This window comes from Rahnella sp. EDr1-12 (assembly GCF_049206505.1).
Taxonomy (GTDB): domain Bacteria; phylum Pseudomonadota; class Gammaproteobacteria; order Enterobacterales; family Enterobacteriaceae; genus Rahnella; species Rahnella rivi.
Genome location: NZ_JBLZNY010000005.1, coordinates 161,055 through 179,178, shown reverse-complemented (window position 1 = coordinate 179,178; position 18,124 = coordinate 161,055). Strand labels below are relative to the sequence as shown.

Annotated in this window: 14 protein-coding genes; 7 read left to right on the top strand and 7 right to left on the bottom strand. The window is 55.8% G+C overall.

Features of this window, described 5'->3' with window-relative positions:
* Positions 1-15: 15 nt before the first annotated feature.
* From ACO0U8_RS19270 to malK, 5 genes are all read right to left on the bottom strand, one after another.
* Complete coding sequence (locus ACO0U8_RS19270) at positions 16-453, bottom strand: DUF2000 domain-containing protein (protein ID WP_421671436.1); 438 nt, start codon at positions 451-453, stop codon at positions 16-18.
* 51 nt (positions 454-504) lie between these two features.
* The gene (locus ACO0U8_RS19265; RefSeq protein WP_421671435.1) at positions 505-1,344 is read right to left on the bottom strand and encodes an AraC family ligand binding domain-containing protein; all 840 of its coding nucleotides are present in this window, start codon (positions 1,342-1,344) and stop codon (positions 505-507) included.
* 105 nt (positions 1,345-1,449) lie between these two features.
* The gene (malM, locus tag ACO0U8_RS19260) at positions 1,450-2,346 is read right to left on the bottom strand and encodes a maltose operon protein MalM (RefSeq protein ID WP_122096244.1); all 897 of its coding nucleotides are present in this window, start codon (positions 2,344-2,346) and stop codon (positions 1,450-1,452) included.
* 232 nt (positions 2,347-2,578) lie between these two features.
* Positions 2,579-3,877, bottom strand: a complete 1,299-nt coding sequence (locus ACO0U8_RS19255; protein WP_162997873.1) for a maltoporin — start codon at positions 3,875-3,877, stop codon at positions 2,579-2,581.
* A gap of 26 nt (positions 3,878-3,903) precedes the next feature.
* Positions 3,904-5,013: a maltose/maltodextrin ABC transporter ATP-binding protein MalK gene (malK, locus tag ACO0U8_RS19250; protein WP_056782382.1), complete on the bottom strand. Its 1,110-nt coding sequence runs from the start codon at positions 5,011-5,013 to the stop codon at positions 3,904-3,906.
* Positions 5,014-5,379: 366 nt separating this feature from the next.
* Here malK and malE point away from each other — a divergent pair, with 366 nt between their 5' ends.
* The 5 genes from malE to ACO0U8_RS19225 all read left to right on the top strand — a co-directional run bounded on the left by malE (position 5,380) and on the right by ACO0U8_RS19225 (position 9,639).
* Complete coding sequence (gene malE / locus ACO0U8_RS19245; RefSeq protein ID WP_056782383.1) at positions 5,380-6,594, top strand: maltose/maltodextrin ABC transporter substrate-binding protein MalE; 1,215 nt, start codon at positions 5,380-5,382, stop codon at positions 6,592-6,594.
* Positions 6,595-6,665: 71 nt separating this feature from the next.
* Positions 6,666-8,210: a maltose ABC transporter permease MalF gene (gene malF, locus ACO0U8_RS19240; RefSeq protein ID WP_390973307.1), complete on the top strand. Its 1,545-nt coding sequence runs from the start codon at positions 6,666-6,668 to the stop codon at positions 8,208-8,210.
* Between the two features lie 13 nt (positions 8,211-8,223).
* A complete protein-coding gene (gene malG, locus ACO0U8_RS19235; protein ID WP_056782385.1) occupies positions 8,224-9,114 on the top strand; it encodes a maltose ABC transporter permease MalG in 891 nt (296 codons plus the stop codon).
* 74 nt (positions 9,115-9,188) lie between these two features.
* Positions 9,189-9,395 (top strand): hypothetical protein, encoded by a 207-nt coding sequence (locus tag ACO0U8_RS19230; protein WP_156362068.1) that lies wholly within the window; start codon positions 9,189-9,191, stop codon positions 9,393-9,395.
* Between the two features lie 64 nt (positions 9,396-9,459).
* Positions 9,460-9,639, top strand: a complete 180-nt coding sequence (locus ACO0U8_RS19225) for a hypothetical protein (RefSeq protein WP_421671434.1) — start codon at positions 9,460-9,462, stop codon at positions 9,637-9,639.
* 50 nt (positions 9,640-9,689) lie between these two features.
* Here the strand turns inward: ACO0U8_RS19225 and malQ are convergent, their stop codons facing one another.
* Positions 9,690-11,777: a 4-alpha-glucanotransferase gene (malQ, locus tag ACO0U8_RS19220; protein ID WP_421671433.1), complete on the bottom strand. Its 2,088-nt coding sequence runs from the start codon at positions 11,775-11,777 to the stop codon at positions 9,690-9,692.
* A gap of 9 nt (positions 11,778-11,786) precedes the next feature.
* Positions 11,787-14,189: a maltodextrin phosphorylase gene (gene malP, locus ACO0U8_RS19215; protein ID WP_421671432.1), complete on the bottom strand. Its 2,403-nt coding sequence runs from the start codon at positions 14,187-14,189 to the stop codon at positions 11,787-11,789.
* A gap of 320 nt (positions 14,190-14,509) precedes the next feature.
* On the opposite strand from malP, the gene malT reads away from it, so the two are divergent.
* Positions 14,510-17,236 (top strand): HTH-type transcriptional regulator MalT, encoded by a 2,727-nt coding sequence (gene malT / locus ACO0U8_RS19210; RefSeq protein ID WP_056782388.1) that lies wholly within the window; start codon positions 14,510-14,512, stop codon positions 17,234-17,236.
* 253 nt (positions 17,237-17,489) lie between these two features.
* Positions 17,490-17,774 (top strand): YjcB family protein, encoded by a 285-nt coding sequence (locus ACO0U8_RS19205; RefSeq protein WP_056782389.1) that lies wholly within the window; start codon positions 17,490-17,492, stop codon positions 17,772-17,774.
* Positions 17,775-18,124 lie beyond the last annotated feature (350 nt).

Here is an 18,124-nt window from a genome sequence, read left to right as displayed (position 1 = left end):
GTTAAATGACAGGCATCAGCCCAGTAATCCCAGTTTGCCGGTCAGCTTGCGGACCCCTTTTTTATTTCCGGCCAGCGCGATCCCCAGCAGTTGCAGGCTTTCTGTCGGCACCGCTGAAACCGCCTCACGAAAGGCTGCGTAGTCGGTGGTTTGCTGCCCTTCTACCGGGAAAATAATGCCGTCCATTTCATCGTCATTGAGCAGATGCTGATGCAGTTGCGTCAGTTGTTCAGTATCGGCCACTAACACGCTGATACCGATCGGGATCAGCCCCGGATGCTCGCGGTTATCGGCATCGATCAGCGGCGCGCCCACCAGCGACGGATGGCGTTGTCCGAGCGTCAGCGCCAGTACTGCTGCGGCATTGGCGGCGTGTCCGGCGGCCAGTTGCTGGTTGATGACAATCACGCAGCGTTCAGGCAGCGAAGGTAAAAGGGTGGCAGGCGTATTCATTATGACAGGCTCCGTTTCAGTTGAAATCTGAGCTTAACCCGTCACTTTTTCTCAATCTGGAAGATTTGTGCACAGACGCCGGTAATGAGCCGGCGTGAGCTGATAGGCGCGGCGGAACCAGCGCCCGAGATGACTTTGATCGGCAAACCCTAAATCGGCTGCGACGGCTGCTGGTGTACGCCCGAGCGCCAGCCCTTCCCGCGCACGGGTCAGTTTCAGCTGAATAAGATAGGCGTGCGGCGGTAAACCAAATTCAGCTTTAAACGCACGGCTGACCACAAAACGGCTTTCACCGGTCGCCGCCGCCAGTTGCTCAAGGCCAATGTCTTCATGCAGATGCGCATGCAGATAATCGCGCGCCAGATGCGCCACGCGTGACCACGGCGCTTCGCCCTGCAAACGCGGCGGCTGCCAGGTGAGATGCCCGCCCAGCGCGCTGAGTAATCCGTCGAGCGCGGTCTGACGCACAATGCGCAGCTCCTTGCCGTGCAGCGCCTGAAACGCCAGCAACGTCGCCTGCGCCAGCTGCGGATCCTGCGCTAAGGTATTTTCGAAACTCGGATCACCGGCAGAAGAAAGGAAATCGCGTCGTGCCGCCAGTTCGCGGCTCAGCCATTGCGGATCGAGATATAACATCTGATAAGTAAAACCGCCGGGCTGCACGGCATCGCCATCGTGGATTTCGCCCGGCTCGAGCATAAAGACTTTCCCCGGCAGGCTCTGATGTTTCTGACGACGACAGCTGAACTGCTGCAATCCGTATTGGGTCACGCCGACTAAATAGCTGTCATGCCAGTGAGGATCGTACGCATGGCCTTCGAAATGGGCGTGGATCGTCTCGATCCCGCTGTCTTTATCTTTCGATAAATCGACCCAGTTTGCAGACGCCATAAATCCCCCGCTGATTGAATTAACAACAGGGTAACAAACAGGTGGGGGAAAGAGAAAGGGAGAGATGTAGCGCCTTTCCCTTCACAGGGGGAGGCGCTGAAAAACTCAGTGCTTCACGCTTTCAATAAAGGTTTTACGGGCAGTTTTTGAACCCAGGCGTTCAGCTTCATCCAGCAGTTTCAGGGCTTTATCGACATCCCCTGCTTTCACCGCTTTCCTGATTGCGTCGTTGAAGTAGGTTTCTGAATCGCTGAGCATTGGCTCAGACGGTTTGGCCGGGGCTGGTGCAGGTGCCGGAGCTTGTGTGCTGCCGACAACGACCGGCGCGGCCGCCGCAGGGGCGGAAGACGGGAAGATCTGACCAATCATCACGTTACCGGTTTTCTGCTCGGCGGTGACTTTCAGGCTCAGTGTGCCGGTCGGTGTATGACGGGCAATCGGATCCGGGATATCCGGTACCGCGTTGCCCACGCCAGCGGCAAAGGCTTTGGCCGGGTTGACCATCTGCGTGGTCGCTGCCAGATCCTGACGGGTGGTGTACACCAGCAGATAAATTTGTTTCTGACCCAGGGCTGGCGTCAGTTTCAGCGTGCCTTCCAGACGGTCGCTGGAGACGATCCCCGGTTTCTGATACGGGAAATAGCTGGAAGGATAAAAGGCCGCCGGACGCATCTGCTCATCCAGCACCAGAACATTTGGCGCATACAGGGTTTTCCCGGTCGCGATACTGGTCAGCGTGATCTCAAGCGAGCCACGGTCGGCAGGCAATGCGAATGCCCCGACGGCGCCCTGAATTTGCCCCTGATTAATCTGTACGCTGGTCGTCCCGAGCGTCACATCCTGCGTCACTGGCGGCACCAGCGGCGTCCATGAAAGGTTGCGTAAGGTCTGGCTGGAAATCGCCGGAGCGGTATTCGCATCATTCTGCGCGGCATTCACCACCGCAGGGGCAGCAGCCAGCAGGCTCAGCGACAGACACAGTGACAGCAGATTCTTTTTCATTATTGTTTCCTTTGAAATCACCATGAAGGCTGGCGGTCATCAGCGATAATCCGCCAGCCAGCACATCTTCTTTACTGCGATTTTTTTTAAAGCTTACATTGCCATTTTTCCAAACTCTTTCGGGTTGCCGGAAGGCGGCAAGCGTCCAAGTCCCCGGGAGCGTAGACCACTACGTGACCGGGGCGAGGACGCGCAGCCAACGCATCGGCAGCGCGAAGGAGGAAGGAAAAAATTACCACCAGATTTCCATTTGGGCACCGAACGTCACTTCATCGTCATTACCACGGCTGAAGGTACGGGTGCTGGTGTCGTTCATGGCTAAGCCATTGTTTGAACCGCTGTCGGTGTCGTAGCCCCATTTTTCATCCCAGTTTGCATAGGTTGCAAACACACGGATGGCCGGACGTGACCAGATGCTGTCGCCAGCCTGCCACTGTTGTGCGAGGGTGACTTTGTACTGACCGTTGCGATCGCTGGTACGCTGAGACTTCACGTTGTCGTAACCGACTTCCAGCAAGGTGCTCATGATCGGGGTCCATTTGTACATCGGACGAACACCGACGGTGTACCAGGTGGTGCCGTTGTTGTTATCGCGGTCAACGTCCTGATACATCGCCACATACATCAGGCTCCAGGTGTCGTTGAAGTCGATAGCACCGTGGTCGAGAACGCGGATCATGCTGCCGTTGTTGTCGATGGCCGCACCGTTAGAGTGGCCGTTTGCTGCGCCCTGGCCCGGATCGGTCATGGAATCAGAAGCGTATTGCAGGACGAATTTGTTGTAGCCGTTATAGATGCTCTGCGTGTGTTCCGCAGTCACCAGGAAGCCGTCTTTGGTGGCATTGTCAGCGAAGGAATAACCGTCACGCGCATTGGCACGACCGTAATCCACACCTAACTCCAGCACGCCGCCCGGGTTAGTTTGCAGGCCTGCCAGACGAACGTCGAACACGTCGTTGGAGGTTGGCACTTCGTTGCGCTGATCGGCGATATAGCCGTAGGAGCCGCCGCTTTCGGTGTTACGGGTGGCTGCCAGAGACAGTTTACCGAAGCCCAGATCCACATCTTCCAGACCCGCACCAGGACCTGAAATATCCCAGTAGTAGAAGTCGATCATGTGAACGTCATGACGTTGGTAGAAACGCTTACCGGCCCAGATGGTGGAACCCGGCAGCCATTCGATCAGGTTCTTACCCTTCACGTTGGCTTCGCGGAAAGCCGGATCGGTTGACTCCCAGTCGTTTTGCTGTGATACGGAATACGCCACGTTGGTGTCGAAGTAGAAGCTCTTATCCCCTTCTTTCCAGACTTCCTGGCCGAGTTTTAACTCTGCGTACGTCTCACATTCGTTACCGAGACGATATTTGCTGTCTGCGCCTGTCGCTTTAAAACATTGCTGCTCGCCACCGCTGCCGGTCCAGCCAATACCCGAACGGGCATAACCGGTGAAATCAACCGCCATTGCTTGTGTAGAAAGGATGCCAGCAGCCACTGCCAGCGCCAGGGAAGAACTACGCATTGTGATCATCATTTTCTCCTGTAGGGGATCGCGTGCTTTCAAACACCAGGTTCGGGGTGTAACCGGCGACAGGCTGTTCCGTCTTCGCGGAACAGATGGCAGCGGTGTGGCGGCAAACCGATGGCGAATGTTGCACCTTCTTCTACCAGCACCACGTCGTTCTGGCGGTACACCAGGTTCTGACGAATTGCCGGAATTTGGATGTGGATCTGTGTTTCGTTACCCAGTTGCTCGACGACCTGCACTTCGCCGGAAAGCGTCACTTCAGCGACGTCGCTTGGCAGAAGATGTTCAGGACGGATACCCAGTGACAGGTTGCTGCCGACTTTCACGTCGGTGCCTTCGACGGGCAGCCAGACTTGCTGGCGGTTTGGCAACTCGACCTGCACGCGCGCAGGCTCAGTACCGGTGACTTTCACCGGCAGGAAATTCATTTTTGGGGAGCCGATAAAACCGGCGACAAAACGGTTGGCAGGATAGTGATACAGCTCGAGCGGTTTACCGACCTGCGCGATATGTCCGGCGTCGAGCACCACGATTTTATCGGCGAGCGTCATCGCTTCGACCTGATCGTGAGTCACGTAAATCATGGTGCGTTTCAGGCGCTTATGCAGGCGTGAAATCTCAATACGCATTTGCACACGCAGCGCGGCATCTAAGTTGGAAAGTGGCTCATCGAGCAGGAATACGGTCGGTTCAGCCACCAGCGTACGGCCAATCGCCACGCGCTGACGTTGTCCGCCGGAAAGGGCTTTCGGACGCCGATCCAGCAGGTGCGCCAGTTGCAACACTTCGGACACCTGATTCACCCGCTGAGTGATCTCTGCTTTTTTCGTCCCGGCCAGCTTCAGGCCGAAAGACATGTTCTCTGCCACCGACAGATGCGGATAAAGCGCATAAGACTGAAACACCATGCCAATGCCGCGTTCGGCAGGGGGCACTTCGTTCATGCGTTTATCGCCAATCTTCAGTTCGCCGGACGTAATGTCTTCCAGACCGGCAATCATGCGCAGGAGGGTTGATTTGCCACAGCCGGACGGCCCGACAAACACCACAAACTCGCCTTCTTCTATTTCCAGATTGATGTCGCTGGAAATCACAGTGTCGCCAAAGGCTTTGTACACGCTGTTAAGGGAAACGCTCGCCATCCTGAACTCCTGTACTTGCTGCCAGCGATGAAACTCAATGCAACGAAGAGTGAAGGAATAGCGGCTAAGCGTAATCATCCGTAACAAAGTTTTTCATGGGGGAGGAGCAGGGAGGATGACGCTTTCGCGCAACCGGATGAAAGTTCACAGCAAAAATCAAATTCGTGATCTGAATGGCAAAAAACGAAGCATATTTTTGAGTGATGAACCACATAACGCCTGAGAGTGTCGGCGGGATCACATTCTGAGAGCCGGGGGCGTAGACGGGGGGATGATGAAGCGCTGCCGGGTTGAATCCACACTGGCGGCGTACCCTGAATTTTCCGTCTAAGACGTTAAAAAAACCGACTACAAAAGGATTGGATTATGACCCTCAGCATTAAGGCTCCTTTCATCAAGAAAGTCGTGAAACACACACTGGCACTCTCGGCGCTGGCTACGCTGGTGCTGTCATCTTCCGCCTTCGCTAAAATAGAAGAAGGGAAGCTGGTCATCTGGATCAACGGTGACAAGGGCTATAACGGCCTGGCGGAAGTCGGTAAGAAATTCGAAAAAGACACCGGCATTAAAGTCACGGTAGAACATCCGGACAAGCTGGAAGAGAAATACCCGCAAGTCGCAGCGACCGGCGGCGGCCCTGACATCATCTTCTGGGCGCATGACCGTTTTGGCGGCTACGCACAGTCCGGCCTGCTGGCTGAAATCAGCCCGGACCAAACCTTCAAAGACAAACTGTTCCCGTTCACCTGGGATGCCGTTACCTTCAACGGCAAGCTGATCGGCTACCCGGTCGCGGTGGAAGCGCTGTCACTGATTTACAACAAAGACATCATTAAAGAAGCGCCAAAAACCTGGGAAGAGATCCCGGCGCTGGACAAAGAGCTGCGCGCCAAAGGCAAGAGCGCCATCATGTGGAACCTGCAGGAGCCGTACTTTACCTGGCCAATTATCGCGGCTGACGGCGGTTATGCGTTCAAGTATGAAAACGGCAAATACAACATCAAAGATACCGGCGTGAATAACGCAGGTTCGCAGGCTGGCCTGCAATTCATCATCGATCTGGTGAAAAACAAACACATCAACGCCGATACCGATTATTCCATCGCCGAAGCCGCCTTCAACAAAGGCCAGACCGCGATGACCATCGACGGCCCGTGGGCGTGGTCAAACCTCGACAAGAGCAAAATCAACTACGGCGTGACGCTCTTGCCAACCTTCCACGGCAAGCCGTCTAAACCGTTCGTCGGCGTGCTGACGGCCGGTATCAACGCCGCCAGTCCGAACAAAGAACTGGCGAAAGAGTTCCTGGAAAACTACCTGATCACCGACGAAGGTCTGGCTGTCGTGAACAAGGACAAACCTCTGGGTGCCGTGGCGCTCAAGTCTTATCAGGAACAGCTGGAAAAAGACCCGCGCATTGCCGCCACCATGGCTAACTCGCAGAACGGCGAAATCATGCCGAACATCCCGCAGATGAGCGCCTTCTGGTATGCAGAACGCAGCGCAATCATCAACGCGGTGAATGGCCGTCAGACCGTTCCGCAAGCGCTGAAAGACGTAGAAACACGCATTACCAAGTAATGCCAAAGCATTAGCTCAATGAACGGTGCGCAGCCTTCGGGTTGCGCACCGCCACCACAAGGATTGTCCTTATGCCAGTAGCCAAAAAAAGACCGTTGGGCAATGCGTTCAAGTGGCTGGTCATCGCCCTGCTCGCCTGCTTATCCGGTTATCTGATCGTGCTGATGTATGCGCAGGGCGAAACCCTTTTTGCCGTTCTGGCGCTGATTCTCTCCAGCCTCGGCCTGTATATTTATGGCAACCGCCGCGCCTACTCGTGGCGCTACGTCTACCCCGGCCTGGCCGGGATGTCGTTATTTGTGCTGTTCCCGCTGGTTTGCACCATCGCGATTGCCTTCACCAACTACAGCAGCACCAACCAGCTGACCTTTGAGCGCGCGCAGTCGGTGCTGATGGGCCGTGAATTCCAGGGCGGAAAAGCACTGAACTTTGCGCTCTACCCTGCCGGTGACAAATGGCAGCTGGCACTGACTTTGGCAGATAACAGCGAGACGCTGGTTTCTCCGCCTTTTGCCTTTAACGCCTCCGCGCCGCAAACGCTGGAGATGCTGCCGCAGACCGCCCCTTCCGCTGAAAAAGCCGGGCTGCGGGTGGTGACGCAAAACCGCCTGGCTCTGGGCCAGATTTTGGCGAAATTACCCGACGGAGAAACGCTGCGCATGAGTTCCCTGCGCCAGTTCTCCGGCACGCAGTCGTTGTACAAACGGGGTGAAGATGGGAAAGAGCTGACCAACGTACAAACCGGCACCATTTACCGTCCGAACATGGACACCGGTTTCTATCAGGCAGTGAACGCTCAGGGTGAATGGCAGGCAGAAAAACTCAGCCCCGGCTTTACCGTCGGCATCGGCTGGGGCAACTTCCTGCGCGTATTGCATGACGAAGGGATCCAAAAACCCTTCCTGTCGATTTTCGTCTGGACCGTGGTGTTTGCCCTGCTGACCGTGGTGCTGACGGTGGCTGTCGGCATGGTGCTGGCCTGCGTGGTGCAGTGGGAAGAGCTGAAAGGCAAAGCGGCGTACCGCATCCTGCTGATCCTGCCTTACGCCGTTCCCGCGTTCATCTCGATTCTGATTTTCAAAGGGTTATTCAACCAGAGTTTTGGTGAGATCAACCTGATGCTCAGCGCGCTGTTTGGCATCAAACCGGCATGGTTCAGCGACCCGTGGACCGCCAAAAGCATGATCATTATCGTCAACACCTGGCTCGGTTATCCGTACATGATGATCCTGTGTATGGGCCTGCTGAAAGCCATTCCCGACGATCTTTACGAAGCCTCGGCGATGGACGGCGCGACGCCGATGCAGAACTTCTTCCGCATCACGCTGCCTTTGCTCATCAAACCGCTGACGCCGCTGATGATTGCCAGCTTTGCCTTTAACTTTAATAACTTCGTGCTGATTCAGTTACTGACCAACGGCGGACCGGACATGCTCGGCACCACCACGCCAGCGGGCCATACCGATTTGCTGGTCAGTTACACCTATCGCATCGCCTTCGAAGGCGGCGGCGGGCAGGACTTCGGGCTGGCGGCGGCGATTGCCACGCTGATCTTCCTGCTGGTCGGTGCGCTGGCTATCGTGAACCTGAAAGCCTCACGCATGAAATTCGACTAAGGAGAAACAGACAATGCCCATGGTTAAACCTAAGTCGCAGAAAGTCAGATTGCTGGTGACGCATCTTTTGCTGCTGTGCTTTCTGGCGCTGATCCTGTTCCCGCTGCTGATGGTATTCGCCATCTCGCTGCGGCCGGGTAACTTCGCCACCGGCAGCCTGATCCCGGATCAGGTGTCGTGGGATCACTGGAAACTGGCGCTCGGTATCGCCGTCACTAACAGCGACGGCAGCATCACGCCGCCGCCGTTCCCGGTAATGTTGTGGCTGTGGAACTCGATCAAAATCGCCGTGATTACCGCGATCGGGATCGTCGCCCTTTCCACCACCTGCGCCTACGCCTTTGCCCGCATGAAATTCCGCGGTAAAAGTTCGCTGCTCAAAGGAATGTTGATCTTCCAGATGTTCCCGGCGGTGCTGTCGCTGGTGGCGTTATACGCCCTGTTCGACCGCCTCGGCGTGTACGTGCCGTTCCTCGGCCTGAACACCCACGGCGGCGTCATTTTCGCGTACATGGGCGGCATCGCCCTGCACGTCTGGACCATCAAAGGCTATTTCGAAACCATCGACGGCTCGCTGGAAGAAGCCGCCGCGCTGGACGGCGCCACCCCGTGGCAGGCTTTCCGTCTGGTGCTGCTGCCGCTGTCGGTACCGATTCTGGCAGTGGTCTTTATTCTGTCGTTCATCGCGGCCATCACCGAAGTGCCGGTGGCGTCGTTACTGCTGCGTGACGTCAACAGCTACACCCTGGCAGTCGGGATGCAGCAATACCTGAACCCGCAAAACTACCTGTGGGGCGATTTCGCGGCGGCAGCCATATTGTCCGCCATCCCGATTACGGCAGTGTTCCTGATTGCCCAACGCTGGCTGGTCGGCGGCTTAACGGCAGGCGGGGTGAAAGGTTAACGTAAGGCTAATGCGCTTGTTCCACTTGTAAGATTCCCTGTGTCTTGGGCGGCTGAATAAGCCGCCTTTTTTTTATGTTTGCAGATATCGTTGATGTAAAAGTCCTGAAAATAAGCAGACCTGTTCCGGGGCTGGCTTCTTTTTACCAGTACTGGGGATTTATTTATGACGAGCATGGGGATATGAGAGTTAACAAATCGCACTTGTTAAATAAATTACGCCATTTAGGTCAGCGAGGTGGAGTGCATGATTTTGAGTGGCCTGACGCGGGGCTTAGCTGAACCGGTATAGGAAATGCATTATTAAAACAGTAGAGTGTTCAAAAATCACACTTAAGGAAGAGTTATGAGAACAATTGATGAGATTTTAAAAACGTTACCCCCTGAAATAGTGGCTAATTATCATAGAAATAAAGAGCAACGCCGCATCGTTGGCGACATGATGTTTACCATCCTCGATCCCTGCGACATTCTGGTGGGCATTCTTGCTCAAGGCGAAGAAACAGCAGCGCATTCTTCCTGTTAGGCCATACGTAAAAAAGCCCCTTGCGGGGCTTTCTTGATCCTTACTCAACTTCAGCTCACCGACACTTTCCGGCGGCGTTTATCGAGGTCTTTGATCAGCTTATTCACCTGCTCGTCGGCAAACATCTCTTCGAGCGTGTGGGAAAGCTTGCGACGCCAGTTCGGATATTCGTCGCTGGTGCCGGGTACGTTGACCGGTGCGTCCATGTCCAGCCAGTCTTCCGGTTGCAGGCCGAGCAGGGCACAGGCGCTGTCGGCGACGTAGCGTTGCAGGCCACGGTTAAGCACCGGGGTCATCTCCATCAGCGCGGCTTTACGCCCGGTTTTCTTCGGGATGCAGTCGTAATGATGCAGCCCGTCGAGCAGACCCTGACGCGCACGGGCGCGGTCGGCGTACAGCTCTTCTAAAACCGCGTCGTCACGGTACAACCCCAGAGTTTTGCCCAGCGCCAGATCATCGCTTTGCCAGTATCCGCGCAGCGTCGGCAGGTCATGCGTGGTGATGGTCGCCATCGCCTGTACCGGATACGACTGCGGCGCGCGGAAGTTGTTTTCCTCATCGCGCTCGAAATACAGCACTTTGTAGGAATAGACGCCGCTTTCACGCAGCTTACTGACGATCTCCACCGGTACCGTGCCCAGATCTTCACCGATCACCATGCAGCGGTGACGCTGGCTTTCCAGCGCTAAAATCGCCAGCAGATCGTCCACCGGATATTGCACGTACGCGCCTTTATCCGCCGTTTCGCCGGCCGGGATCCACCACAGGCGCAGCAACGTCATCACATGATCGATACGCAATGCGCCGCAGCTGGTCATGTTGGAACGCAGCAGATCGATAAACGGCTGATAGCCGCGCCTGACCATCACGTGAGGATCCATCGGACGCAGATCCCAGTTCTGACCGAGCGGGCCGAGAATATCCGGCGGTGCGCCGACCGAGGCTTTCAGGCAATAGAGTTCGCCATCGCCCCAGGTTTCGGATCCGCCTTCGACGACGCCGACCGCCAGGTCGCGATACAACCCCATCGGCATATCCTGCTGCTGGCTGGTGTGATAACAACGGGCGAACTGGGTTTCCGCCAGCCATTGCAGCCACAGATAAAATTCCACATCTTGCGCATGTTGCTCGCAAAATGCCCGCACGGCTGGCCCGCGTGCATTGTGATATTTCTCCGGCCAGCGGTTCCAGCCCAGCGCCACATCGGTTTCTTTCGCCAGATGCTCGTACAGCGCATCAAACGCCGCCTGAAGATATAGACTTTCACCGCCCTGTTTGACGAAATTCGCCAGGGATTTCATCTGCGGATCCTGCGTTTTCCGGCCAAGAAAATGGGCGTACGCCAACCGTAAACCTTCCAGTTTCAGCGGCATCACGCCGGCGTAATCGACCCAGTCATTGGCGCGAACGGCCTGCAAACGTTGCTGCGTCAGCGGCTGATGCCACCACTGCTGCGCGGCGTCGCTCAGCCTGAAATCGTCCACTGCGCCGACGTCGATATAAATGACGTTCAGCCAGCGGCGGGACGACGGGCTGTACGGGCTGGCCGCCACCGGATTGGCCGGATACAGCGCGTGGATCGGGTTCAGGCCGACAAACGCCCCGCCGCGTTCAGCGACGTTTTTCAGTAAGACGTTGAGATCGCCGAAATCGCCGATACCCCAGTTATTTTCCGAACGCAGCGTATAAAGCTGCACGCAGGCGCCCCACAGTTTTTTACCGGCCAGCAAAGCGTCCGGTTCGTAACAGCGTTTCGGCGCAACGATGACCCGGCAATCCCACTGCTGTGCGTCCTGCGTCAGCGTCAGCTGGTGATAACCGGTGGGAATTTTCCCCGGCAGCGCCAGCGTCATTTTTCCGCTCACGCGCCCGTGAGAAGTGGCTCCGCTTTCCAGGCGCAGCGTCCAGCCGTATTCACCGTCTCCCCCCACCGGCAACGCCAGACGGCTGCCGGTGACGAACACTTTCACCAACGGCACCGGCGTGACTGCCGGGTGGCGTTCTGCCACCCAGCCCATCGCCGATAACAGCTCGCGCTTGGTTTCAGCGGCAATCGCCTGCTGCTTGCCGTGCGCGTTAATAAAACCAGAGGAAATTCCCGCCTCCCTGGCGGCCTGCTCCAGTGCTTTGTTCTCCATGCGGGCTCCTTATCGCTTCGCCTGCCAGATCCGCTGCTGATAATCGCGGATCGAGCGGTCGGAACTGAACATCCCTACGCGGGCTGTGTTGAGAATGGTTTTACGCGTCCATTCCTGCTGATCGCGATACAGGGCATCGATTTTTTGCTGCGCCGCGCAGTAATCCGCGAAATCGGCCAGCACCAGATAAGGATCGCCGCCGCCGAGCAAACTGTCGAGCATCAGGCTGAACGCCTGTTTGTCGCCGTCGCTGAAGAAGCCGTTTTCCAGTTCCTTGAGGATCTTATCCAGATGCTTGTCTTTCTTGCGGATCTTCAGCGGATCGTAGCCTTTTGCCTGCAGTGCTTTGACCTGATCAACGGTATTTCCGAAGATGAAGATATTGTCTTCGCCGACTTCTTCGGCAATCTCGACGTTCGCACCGTCGAGCGTGCCGACGGTCAGTGCGCCGTTCAGCGCCAGCTTCATGTTGCCGGTGCCGGAGGCTTCTTTCCCGGCGGTAGAAATTTGCTCGGAAACATCGGCGGCCGGGATCATCAGTTCAGCCACGGAGACGCGGTAATCCGGGATAAACACCACTTTGATGCGGTCACGCACCAGCGGATCGTTATTCACTTTTTCCGCCACTTTATTGATGGCGTAAATGATGTTTTTCGCCAGGTAATAACCCGGTGCCGCTTTCGCGCCGAACAGGAACACACGTGGCACCATGTCCATTTCCGGGTTATCGCGCAGCTGGCGGTACAGCGACAGAATGTGCAGCAGGTTCAGATGCTGACGTTTGTATTCGTGCAGGCGTTTGATCTGCACGTCGAAAATCGCGTCAGGGTTGAGCGTCAGCCCCATGACGTTTTTCACGTAATCCGCCAGTTTGATTTTGTTCTGGCGCTTAATGTCCTGATAACGCTGGCGGAATTTTTTATCTTCGGCGAAACGTTCCAGCCCTTTCAGGGCATCGAGATCGTTCACCCACTCGGTTTTCAGCGTCTCATCAATCAGCGATGACAGCGCCGGATTACACTGTTTCAGCCAGCGGCGCGGCGTGATGCCGTTGGTGACATTGTGGAATTTGTTCGGCCATAGCTGGTGATATTCCGGAAACAGGTCTTTGACCACCAGTTCAGAATGCAGCGCCGCCACGCCGTTCACCGCAAAACCGCTGACCACGCACAGGTTCGCCATGCGCACTTGTTTGTTCTGGTGAACAGACAGTTTTTCCCAGACGGCTTTATCGCCCGGCCACTGTTTTTCGACCACTTTTTTGAAGCGGGCGTTGATGGCTTTGATCAGCGAGAAGTGGCGCGGCAGCAGGCTGCGGACCAGTTTTTCATCCCAGCATTCCAGCGCTTCCGGCATCAGCGTGTGGTTGGTGTAGGCAAAAGTCTGGCTGGTGATCGCCCAGGCGGCGTCCCAGTCCAGCTGGTGTTCGTCGAGCAAAATACGCAGCAGCTCCGGAATAGCGATGGTCGGGTGCGTGTCGTTGAGCTGGATGACTTCGAATTTCGGCAGATCCTGAATTTTGCGCCCCAGGAAATGATGGCGGCGCAGGATATCGGCGACCGAACAGGCGCACTGGAAATACTGCTGCATCAGGCGCAGGCGTTTACCGGCGTCGTGGTTGTCATTCGGATACAGCACTTTGGTGAGCTTCGCGGCATCAATGCCTTTTTGCTCCGCTTTCAGAAATTCACCGTCGTTGAACAGGGTCAGATCAAACGGATGTACGTCAGTCGCCTGCCACAAACGCAGCGGCTGGGTGACGCCATTTTTGTAACCGACCACCGGCAGATCCCAGGCTTCACCGCGCAGGGTAAACGCCGGATGCCATTGTTCTTCGCCCTTTTCGTTCTTGGTCAGCTTGCCGCCAAAGGCAACATCAACCGACAGTGAGCTGTTGTGGCTGAACCACGGATAACTTTCCCGGTGCCAGTTGTCCGGCGCTTCCTGTTGTTTGCCTTCGCTGAACGACTGGCGGAATAACCCGTACTGATAATTCAGGCCGTAGCCGGTCGCCGGTTGCCCGACGGTCGCCATTGAATCGAGGAAACAGGCCGCCAGACGGCCTAATCCGCCATTGCCCAGCGCCGGATCGGTTTCCTGCTCCAGCACATCTGCCAGCTCAACGCCCTGCTCTTTCAGCGCCTGTTGCACGGTGTCATACCAGCCGAGGTTGATCAGGTTATTCGCGGTCAGGCGCCCGATCAGGAATTCCATCGAAATATAGTTCACGTGCCGCTGCGGCTGCTTTGTCGCTGCGGGCACCGGCTGCGCGCTGAGTTGTTCGGATAACGCGGCACTGGTGGCCTGCCACCACTGATGCGGCGTCATGTCCTGCGCCTGTTGTAAACCGAACCCCTGCCACTGGCGTTTCAGCGCGGCTAAAAACTGCGTTTTATCCAAAGTCACCTGCATCACATGCCTCTTTATCCGGGAATTTGTAGGGAAGTCTGATGTTGATTATCACTATGCTGACGCTTGTGTCGGTGAGCGGCATCATCCCGTCACAGATTAGGCGGGGAGGAGAAACGGGGCGTAGCCGGAGGAGACAGGGGGTCAGGGCGAACGGCGGAAAATTTGTATTAAGAAGTGTGATGCAGAGCAACTTAACGGCATGTAAAGACGTAACATTCTTGCAATCAATGTTTCAAAGGAGGACTTTAGGAAAAGTGATTAATTACACGCTGTGAAATAATTAAGCCGCCCCCAGATTATCGTCAAAAGAATCGAAAAAAATGCTGATCCCGTCAAAACTGAGCCGCCCGGTGCGGCAGCAAAATACTGTGGTTCGCGATCGTCTGCTGACGAAACTCTCGACTGCGCCTAATTATCGTCTGACCCTGGTCGCCAGCCCGGCGGGCTATGGGAAAACGACGCTGGTGGCACACTGGGCGGCGGGTAAAAGCGATCTGGGCTGGTATTCTCTGGATGAAAGCGACAATCAGCCGGAGCGTTTTGCCAGCTACCTGATCGCCGCCGTTCAGCAGGCCTGCGGCGGTCATTGCGTGAAGAGCGAAGCCTTGAGCCAGAAGCATCAGTACGCCAGTTTGTCCGCGTTGTTCGGGCAACTGTTCGTGGAGCTTTCCGACTGGCACCGCCCGCTGTTGCTGGTGATCGACGACTACCATCTGATTTCTAACGATGCCATTCATGAAGGCATGCGCTTTTTCCTGCGCCATCAGCCGGAGAATATGTCGCTGGTGGTGCTCTCGCGTACCCTGCCACCGCTGGGCATCGCCAATCTGCGCGTGCGCGACCAGTTGCTCGAGCTGAACGCTTCCCATCTGGCCTTTACCCACCCCGAAACACAACAATTCTTCGACTGCCGTCTCAGGGATCCGATCGATCAGGCTGACAGCAGCCGTCTGTGTGATGACGTCGCGGGCTGGGCCACCGCGCTGCAACTGATTGCGCTCTCAGCGCGCCAGTCCACCACGCCTGCCCAGCAGTCAACTCAGCAATCCGCCCGTAAACTTGCCGGGCTAAATGCCAGCCATTTATCCGAGTATCTGGTGGATGAAGTGCTGGATCGCGTGGATGCGCCAACGCGTGATTTCCTGCTGCGCTGCTCGCTGCTGCGCTCAATGAATGACGCGCTGATTGTGCGTCTGACCGGCGGAGACAATGGCCAGCAGCGTCTGGAAGAATTAGAGCGCCAGGGATTATTCATCCATCGCATGGATGACACGGGCGAATGGTTTAACTTCCACCCTTTGTTTGCCACCTTCCTGCGTCAGCGCTGCCAGTGGGAACTGGCGGCTGAACTGCCCGCCATTCATCGCGCGGCCGCCGAAGGCTGGCTGGCGCAAGGCTTCCCCGCCGAAGCCATTCATCACGCGCTGGGAGCCGAAGACACCGATATGCTGCGGGATATTCTGCTGCAACACGCCTGGGCGCTGTTTAATCAAAGCGAACTGGCCTTGCTGGAAGAGTGTCTGAACGCGCTGCCGTATGAGCGCCTGATCCAAAATCCCAAGCTGGTCCTGTTGCAGGCCTGGCTGGCACAAAGTCAGCATCGTTATGCCGAAGTGGAAACTCTGCTGGTGCGCGCGGAAAGTGAAATGCAACAGCGCAGCATTGTGATGGAGCAGGACATGACCGCCGAGTTCGACGCCCTGCGCGCGCAGGTGGCGATCAACGATGGTCGTCAGGATGAGGCGGAAAAACTGGCCGCCGATGCCCTGCGTTTCCTGCCGTATGAAAGTTATTACAGCCGCATCGTCGCCACCTCAGTCACCGGTGAGATTCAGCACTGCAAAGGCGATCTCACCCGCGCGCTGCCGCTGATGCAGCAAACTGAACAGATCGCCCGCCGGTACGAAGCGTATCACTACGCGTTATGGGCGCTGCTGCAACAGAGTGAAATCCTGATTGCTCAGGGCTATTTGCAGGCGGCCTATGAAATGCAGGATCGCGCGTTTGAACTGGTGCGCGAGCAACATCTCGAACAGCTACCGATGCATGAATTCCTGCTGCGTCTGCGTTCACAGTTATTGTGGTCGTGGTCGCGGCTTGACGATGCCGAAGAGGCCGCCCGTGAAGGGCTCAACGTGCTGACCAATTTCCAGCCGCAGCAGCAGTTGCAATGTCTGGCGATGCTGGCGAAATGCTCGCTGGCGCGCGGCCAGCTCGACAACGCGCACCACCATTTACAGCGCTGCGAGGCCCTGCTTAAAACCGGTCAGTACCATATTGACTGGCTGACCAACACCGACAAGCCACGGGTGATTTACTGGCAGATGATCGGCGATAAAGCCGCCGCGCGACAATGGCTGCAACAGGCCAGAAAACCGGACATGGCGGACAACCATTTCCAGCAGGGGCAGTGGCGCAATATTGCCCGCGTGCAGATTTTGCTGGAGAAGTTTGATGAAGCCGAAGTGGTGCTGGATGAACTGAACCAGAACGCCCGCCAGCTGCGTCTGACCAGCGATCTGAACCGCAATCTGCTGCTGAGTAATCTGCTGTACTGGCATACCGGGCGCAAAAGCGACGCGCAGAAAGTCCTGATCGAAGCGCTCGGGCTGGCGAACCGCACCGGCTTTGTCAGCCACTTCGTCATCGAAGGCGAAATGATGGCGCAGCAACTTCGTCAGCTGATTCAGCTTAATTTGCTGCCCGAGCTGGAACAGCGCCGCGCCCAGCAAATCCTGCGCGAGATTAACCAGCATCACCGCCACAAGTTTGCACATTTCGACGAAGGTTTCGTTAATAAGCTGCTGACCCACCCGCAGGTGCCGGAACTCATTCGCACCAGCCCGCTGACCCAGCGCGAGTGGCAGGTACTGGGGCTGATCTATTCCGGTTACAGCAATGATCAGATCGCCGGTGAGCTGGATGTGGCGTCCACCACCATCAAAACGCATATCCGTAACCTGTATCAAAAACTCGGCGTCGCACACCGCCAGGAAGCTGTGCAACAGGCTCAGCATCTGTTGCAGGTGATGGGCTACGGCGCGTAATTCCTTTACTTCATTCCCGCCTTTAATAACGCACGGCCATGAATCAGCTGTGCGTTATACATAAAATGCATTAGCGAGCAATTTTTGCTCATCGCCCCTGCTCATGACGAAAATCTGATGATATAATGTGACATACATCACATTATTGTGTTTCTTCATTTCTTCAGTAAGCCCATTGCCCACCCTGTTTGAACAGCCTTTACGGCTGATTTTGGCATCGTGCAACCGGCTGTAGTGAGTAAGGATTTTATCAATGGGAACGTTAACTGCCGGAATAGTCATGATGCGCTGGGAATTGCTGAGCGCTTTTTTGATGTTCTGCACCAGCCAGCTCAATATTCTGTGCCGCCAGTCGAGCCGCAACACCATGGCGTTCGTCTGTAGCGGTCTTGGCCTGACGGTGACCTGTTTCTTTGTCATGAGCCTGATGGGCATGACTTACAACGCCGCTGCCATTGCGCAATTCTGGTCAATGACCAAAGACGTTTTCTTCGATGTGATGAGTAAAACCCCCACCGATATGCCGTTCTATTATTAATACCGTTTTATTATTGATTCCTGCCTGACAGATTGATCGGCTTTTCCCGGGCTGAGCATCACGCTCTGCCCGGCTCATTGTGCAAAAATCTCCCTTCCTGCGCTATTTCATCGCTCATTACTGAACCGATTTGTCATCTAATCCTAATTGTCTGAAATTGCGTGGTATATCGAACGTCTTTTAGTAGCCATCTGCCCGATTACCTGTAAATTGCGATCTGTCTCCACAGGTAAAAGATAATGTGCCGCACGATAAAACTATTGATTGCTAATAGTTGAAGGGTCGTATTAGATTCTCACACTATACTTTTCTTAGAATGATCATTGATTTGTTTGCTTCAGGCTGCTGAA

What these genes read in the sequence shown, in the direction of transcription:
- ACO0U8_RS19270 (WP_421671436.1), bottom strand. Translation starts at nt 453, where the DNA reads ATGAATACGCCTGCCACCCTTTTACCTTCGCTGCCTGAACGCTGCGTG.
- ACO0U8_RS19265 (WP_421671435.1), bottom strand. Translation starts at nt 1,344, where the DNA reads ATGGCGTCTGCAAACTGGGTCGATTTATCGAAAGATAAAGACAGCGGG.
- malM (WP_122096244.1), bottom strand. Translation starts at nt 2,346, where the DNA reads ATGAAAAAGAATCTGCTGTCACTGTGTCTGTCGCTGAGCCTGCTGGCT.
- ACO0U8_RS19255 (WP_162997873.1), bottom strand. Translation starts at nt 3,877, where the DNA reads ATGATGATCACAATGCGTAGTTCTTCCCTGGCGCTGGCAGTGGCTGCT.
- malK (WP_056782382.1), bottom strand. Translation starts at nt 5,013, where the DNA reads ATGGCGAGCGTTTCCCTTAACAGCGTGTACAAAGCCTTTGGCGACACT.
- malE (WP_056782383.1), top strand. Translation starts at nt 5,380, where the DNA reads ATGACCCTCAGCATTAAGGCTCCTTTCATCAAGAAAGTCGTGAAACAC.
- malF (WP_390973307.1), top strand. Translation starts at nt 6,666, where the DNA reads ATGCCAGTAGCCAAAAAAAGACCGTTGGGCAATGCGTTCAAGTGGCTG.
- malG (WP_056782385.1), top strand. Translation starts at nt 8,224, where the DNA reads ATGCCCATGGTTAAACCTAAGTCGCAGAAAGTCAGATTGCTGGTGACG.
- ACO0U8_RS19230 (WP_156362068.1), top strand. Translation starts at nt 9,189, where the DNA reads ATGTTTGCAGATATCGTTGATGTAAAAGTCCTGAAAATAAGCAGACCT.
- ACO0U8_RS19225 (WP_421671434.1), top strand. Translation starts at nt 9,460, where the DNA reads ATGAGAACAATTGATGAGATTTTAAAAACGTTACCCCCTGAAATAGTG.
- malQ (WP_421671433.1), bottom strand. Translation starts at nt 11,777, where the DNA reads ATGGAGAACAAAGCACTGGAGCAGGCCGCCAGGGAGGCGGGAATTTCC.
- malP (WP_421671432.1), bottom strand. Translation starts at nt 14,189, where the DNA reads ATGCAGGTGACTTTGGATAAAACGCAGTTTTTAGCCGCGCTGAAACGC.
- malT (WP_056782388.1), top strand. Translation starts at nt 14,510, where the DNA reads ATGCTGATCCCGTCAAAACTGAGCCGCCCGGTGCGGCAGCAAAATACT.
- ACO0U8_RS19205 (WP_056782389.1), top strand. Translation starts at nt 17,490, where the DNA reads ATGGGAACGTTAACTGCCGGAATAGTCATGATGCGCTGGGAATTGCTG.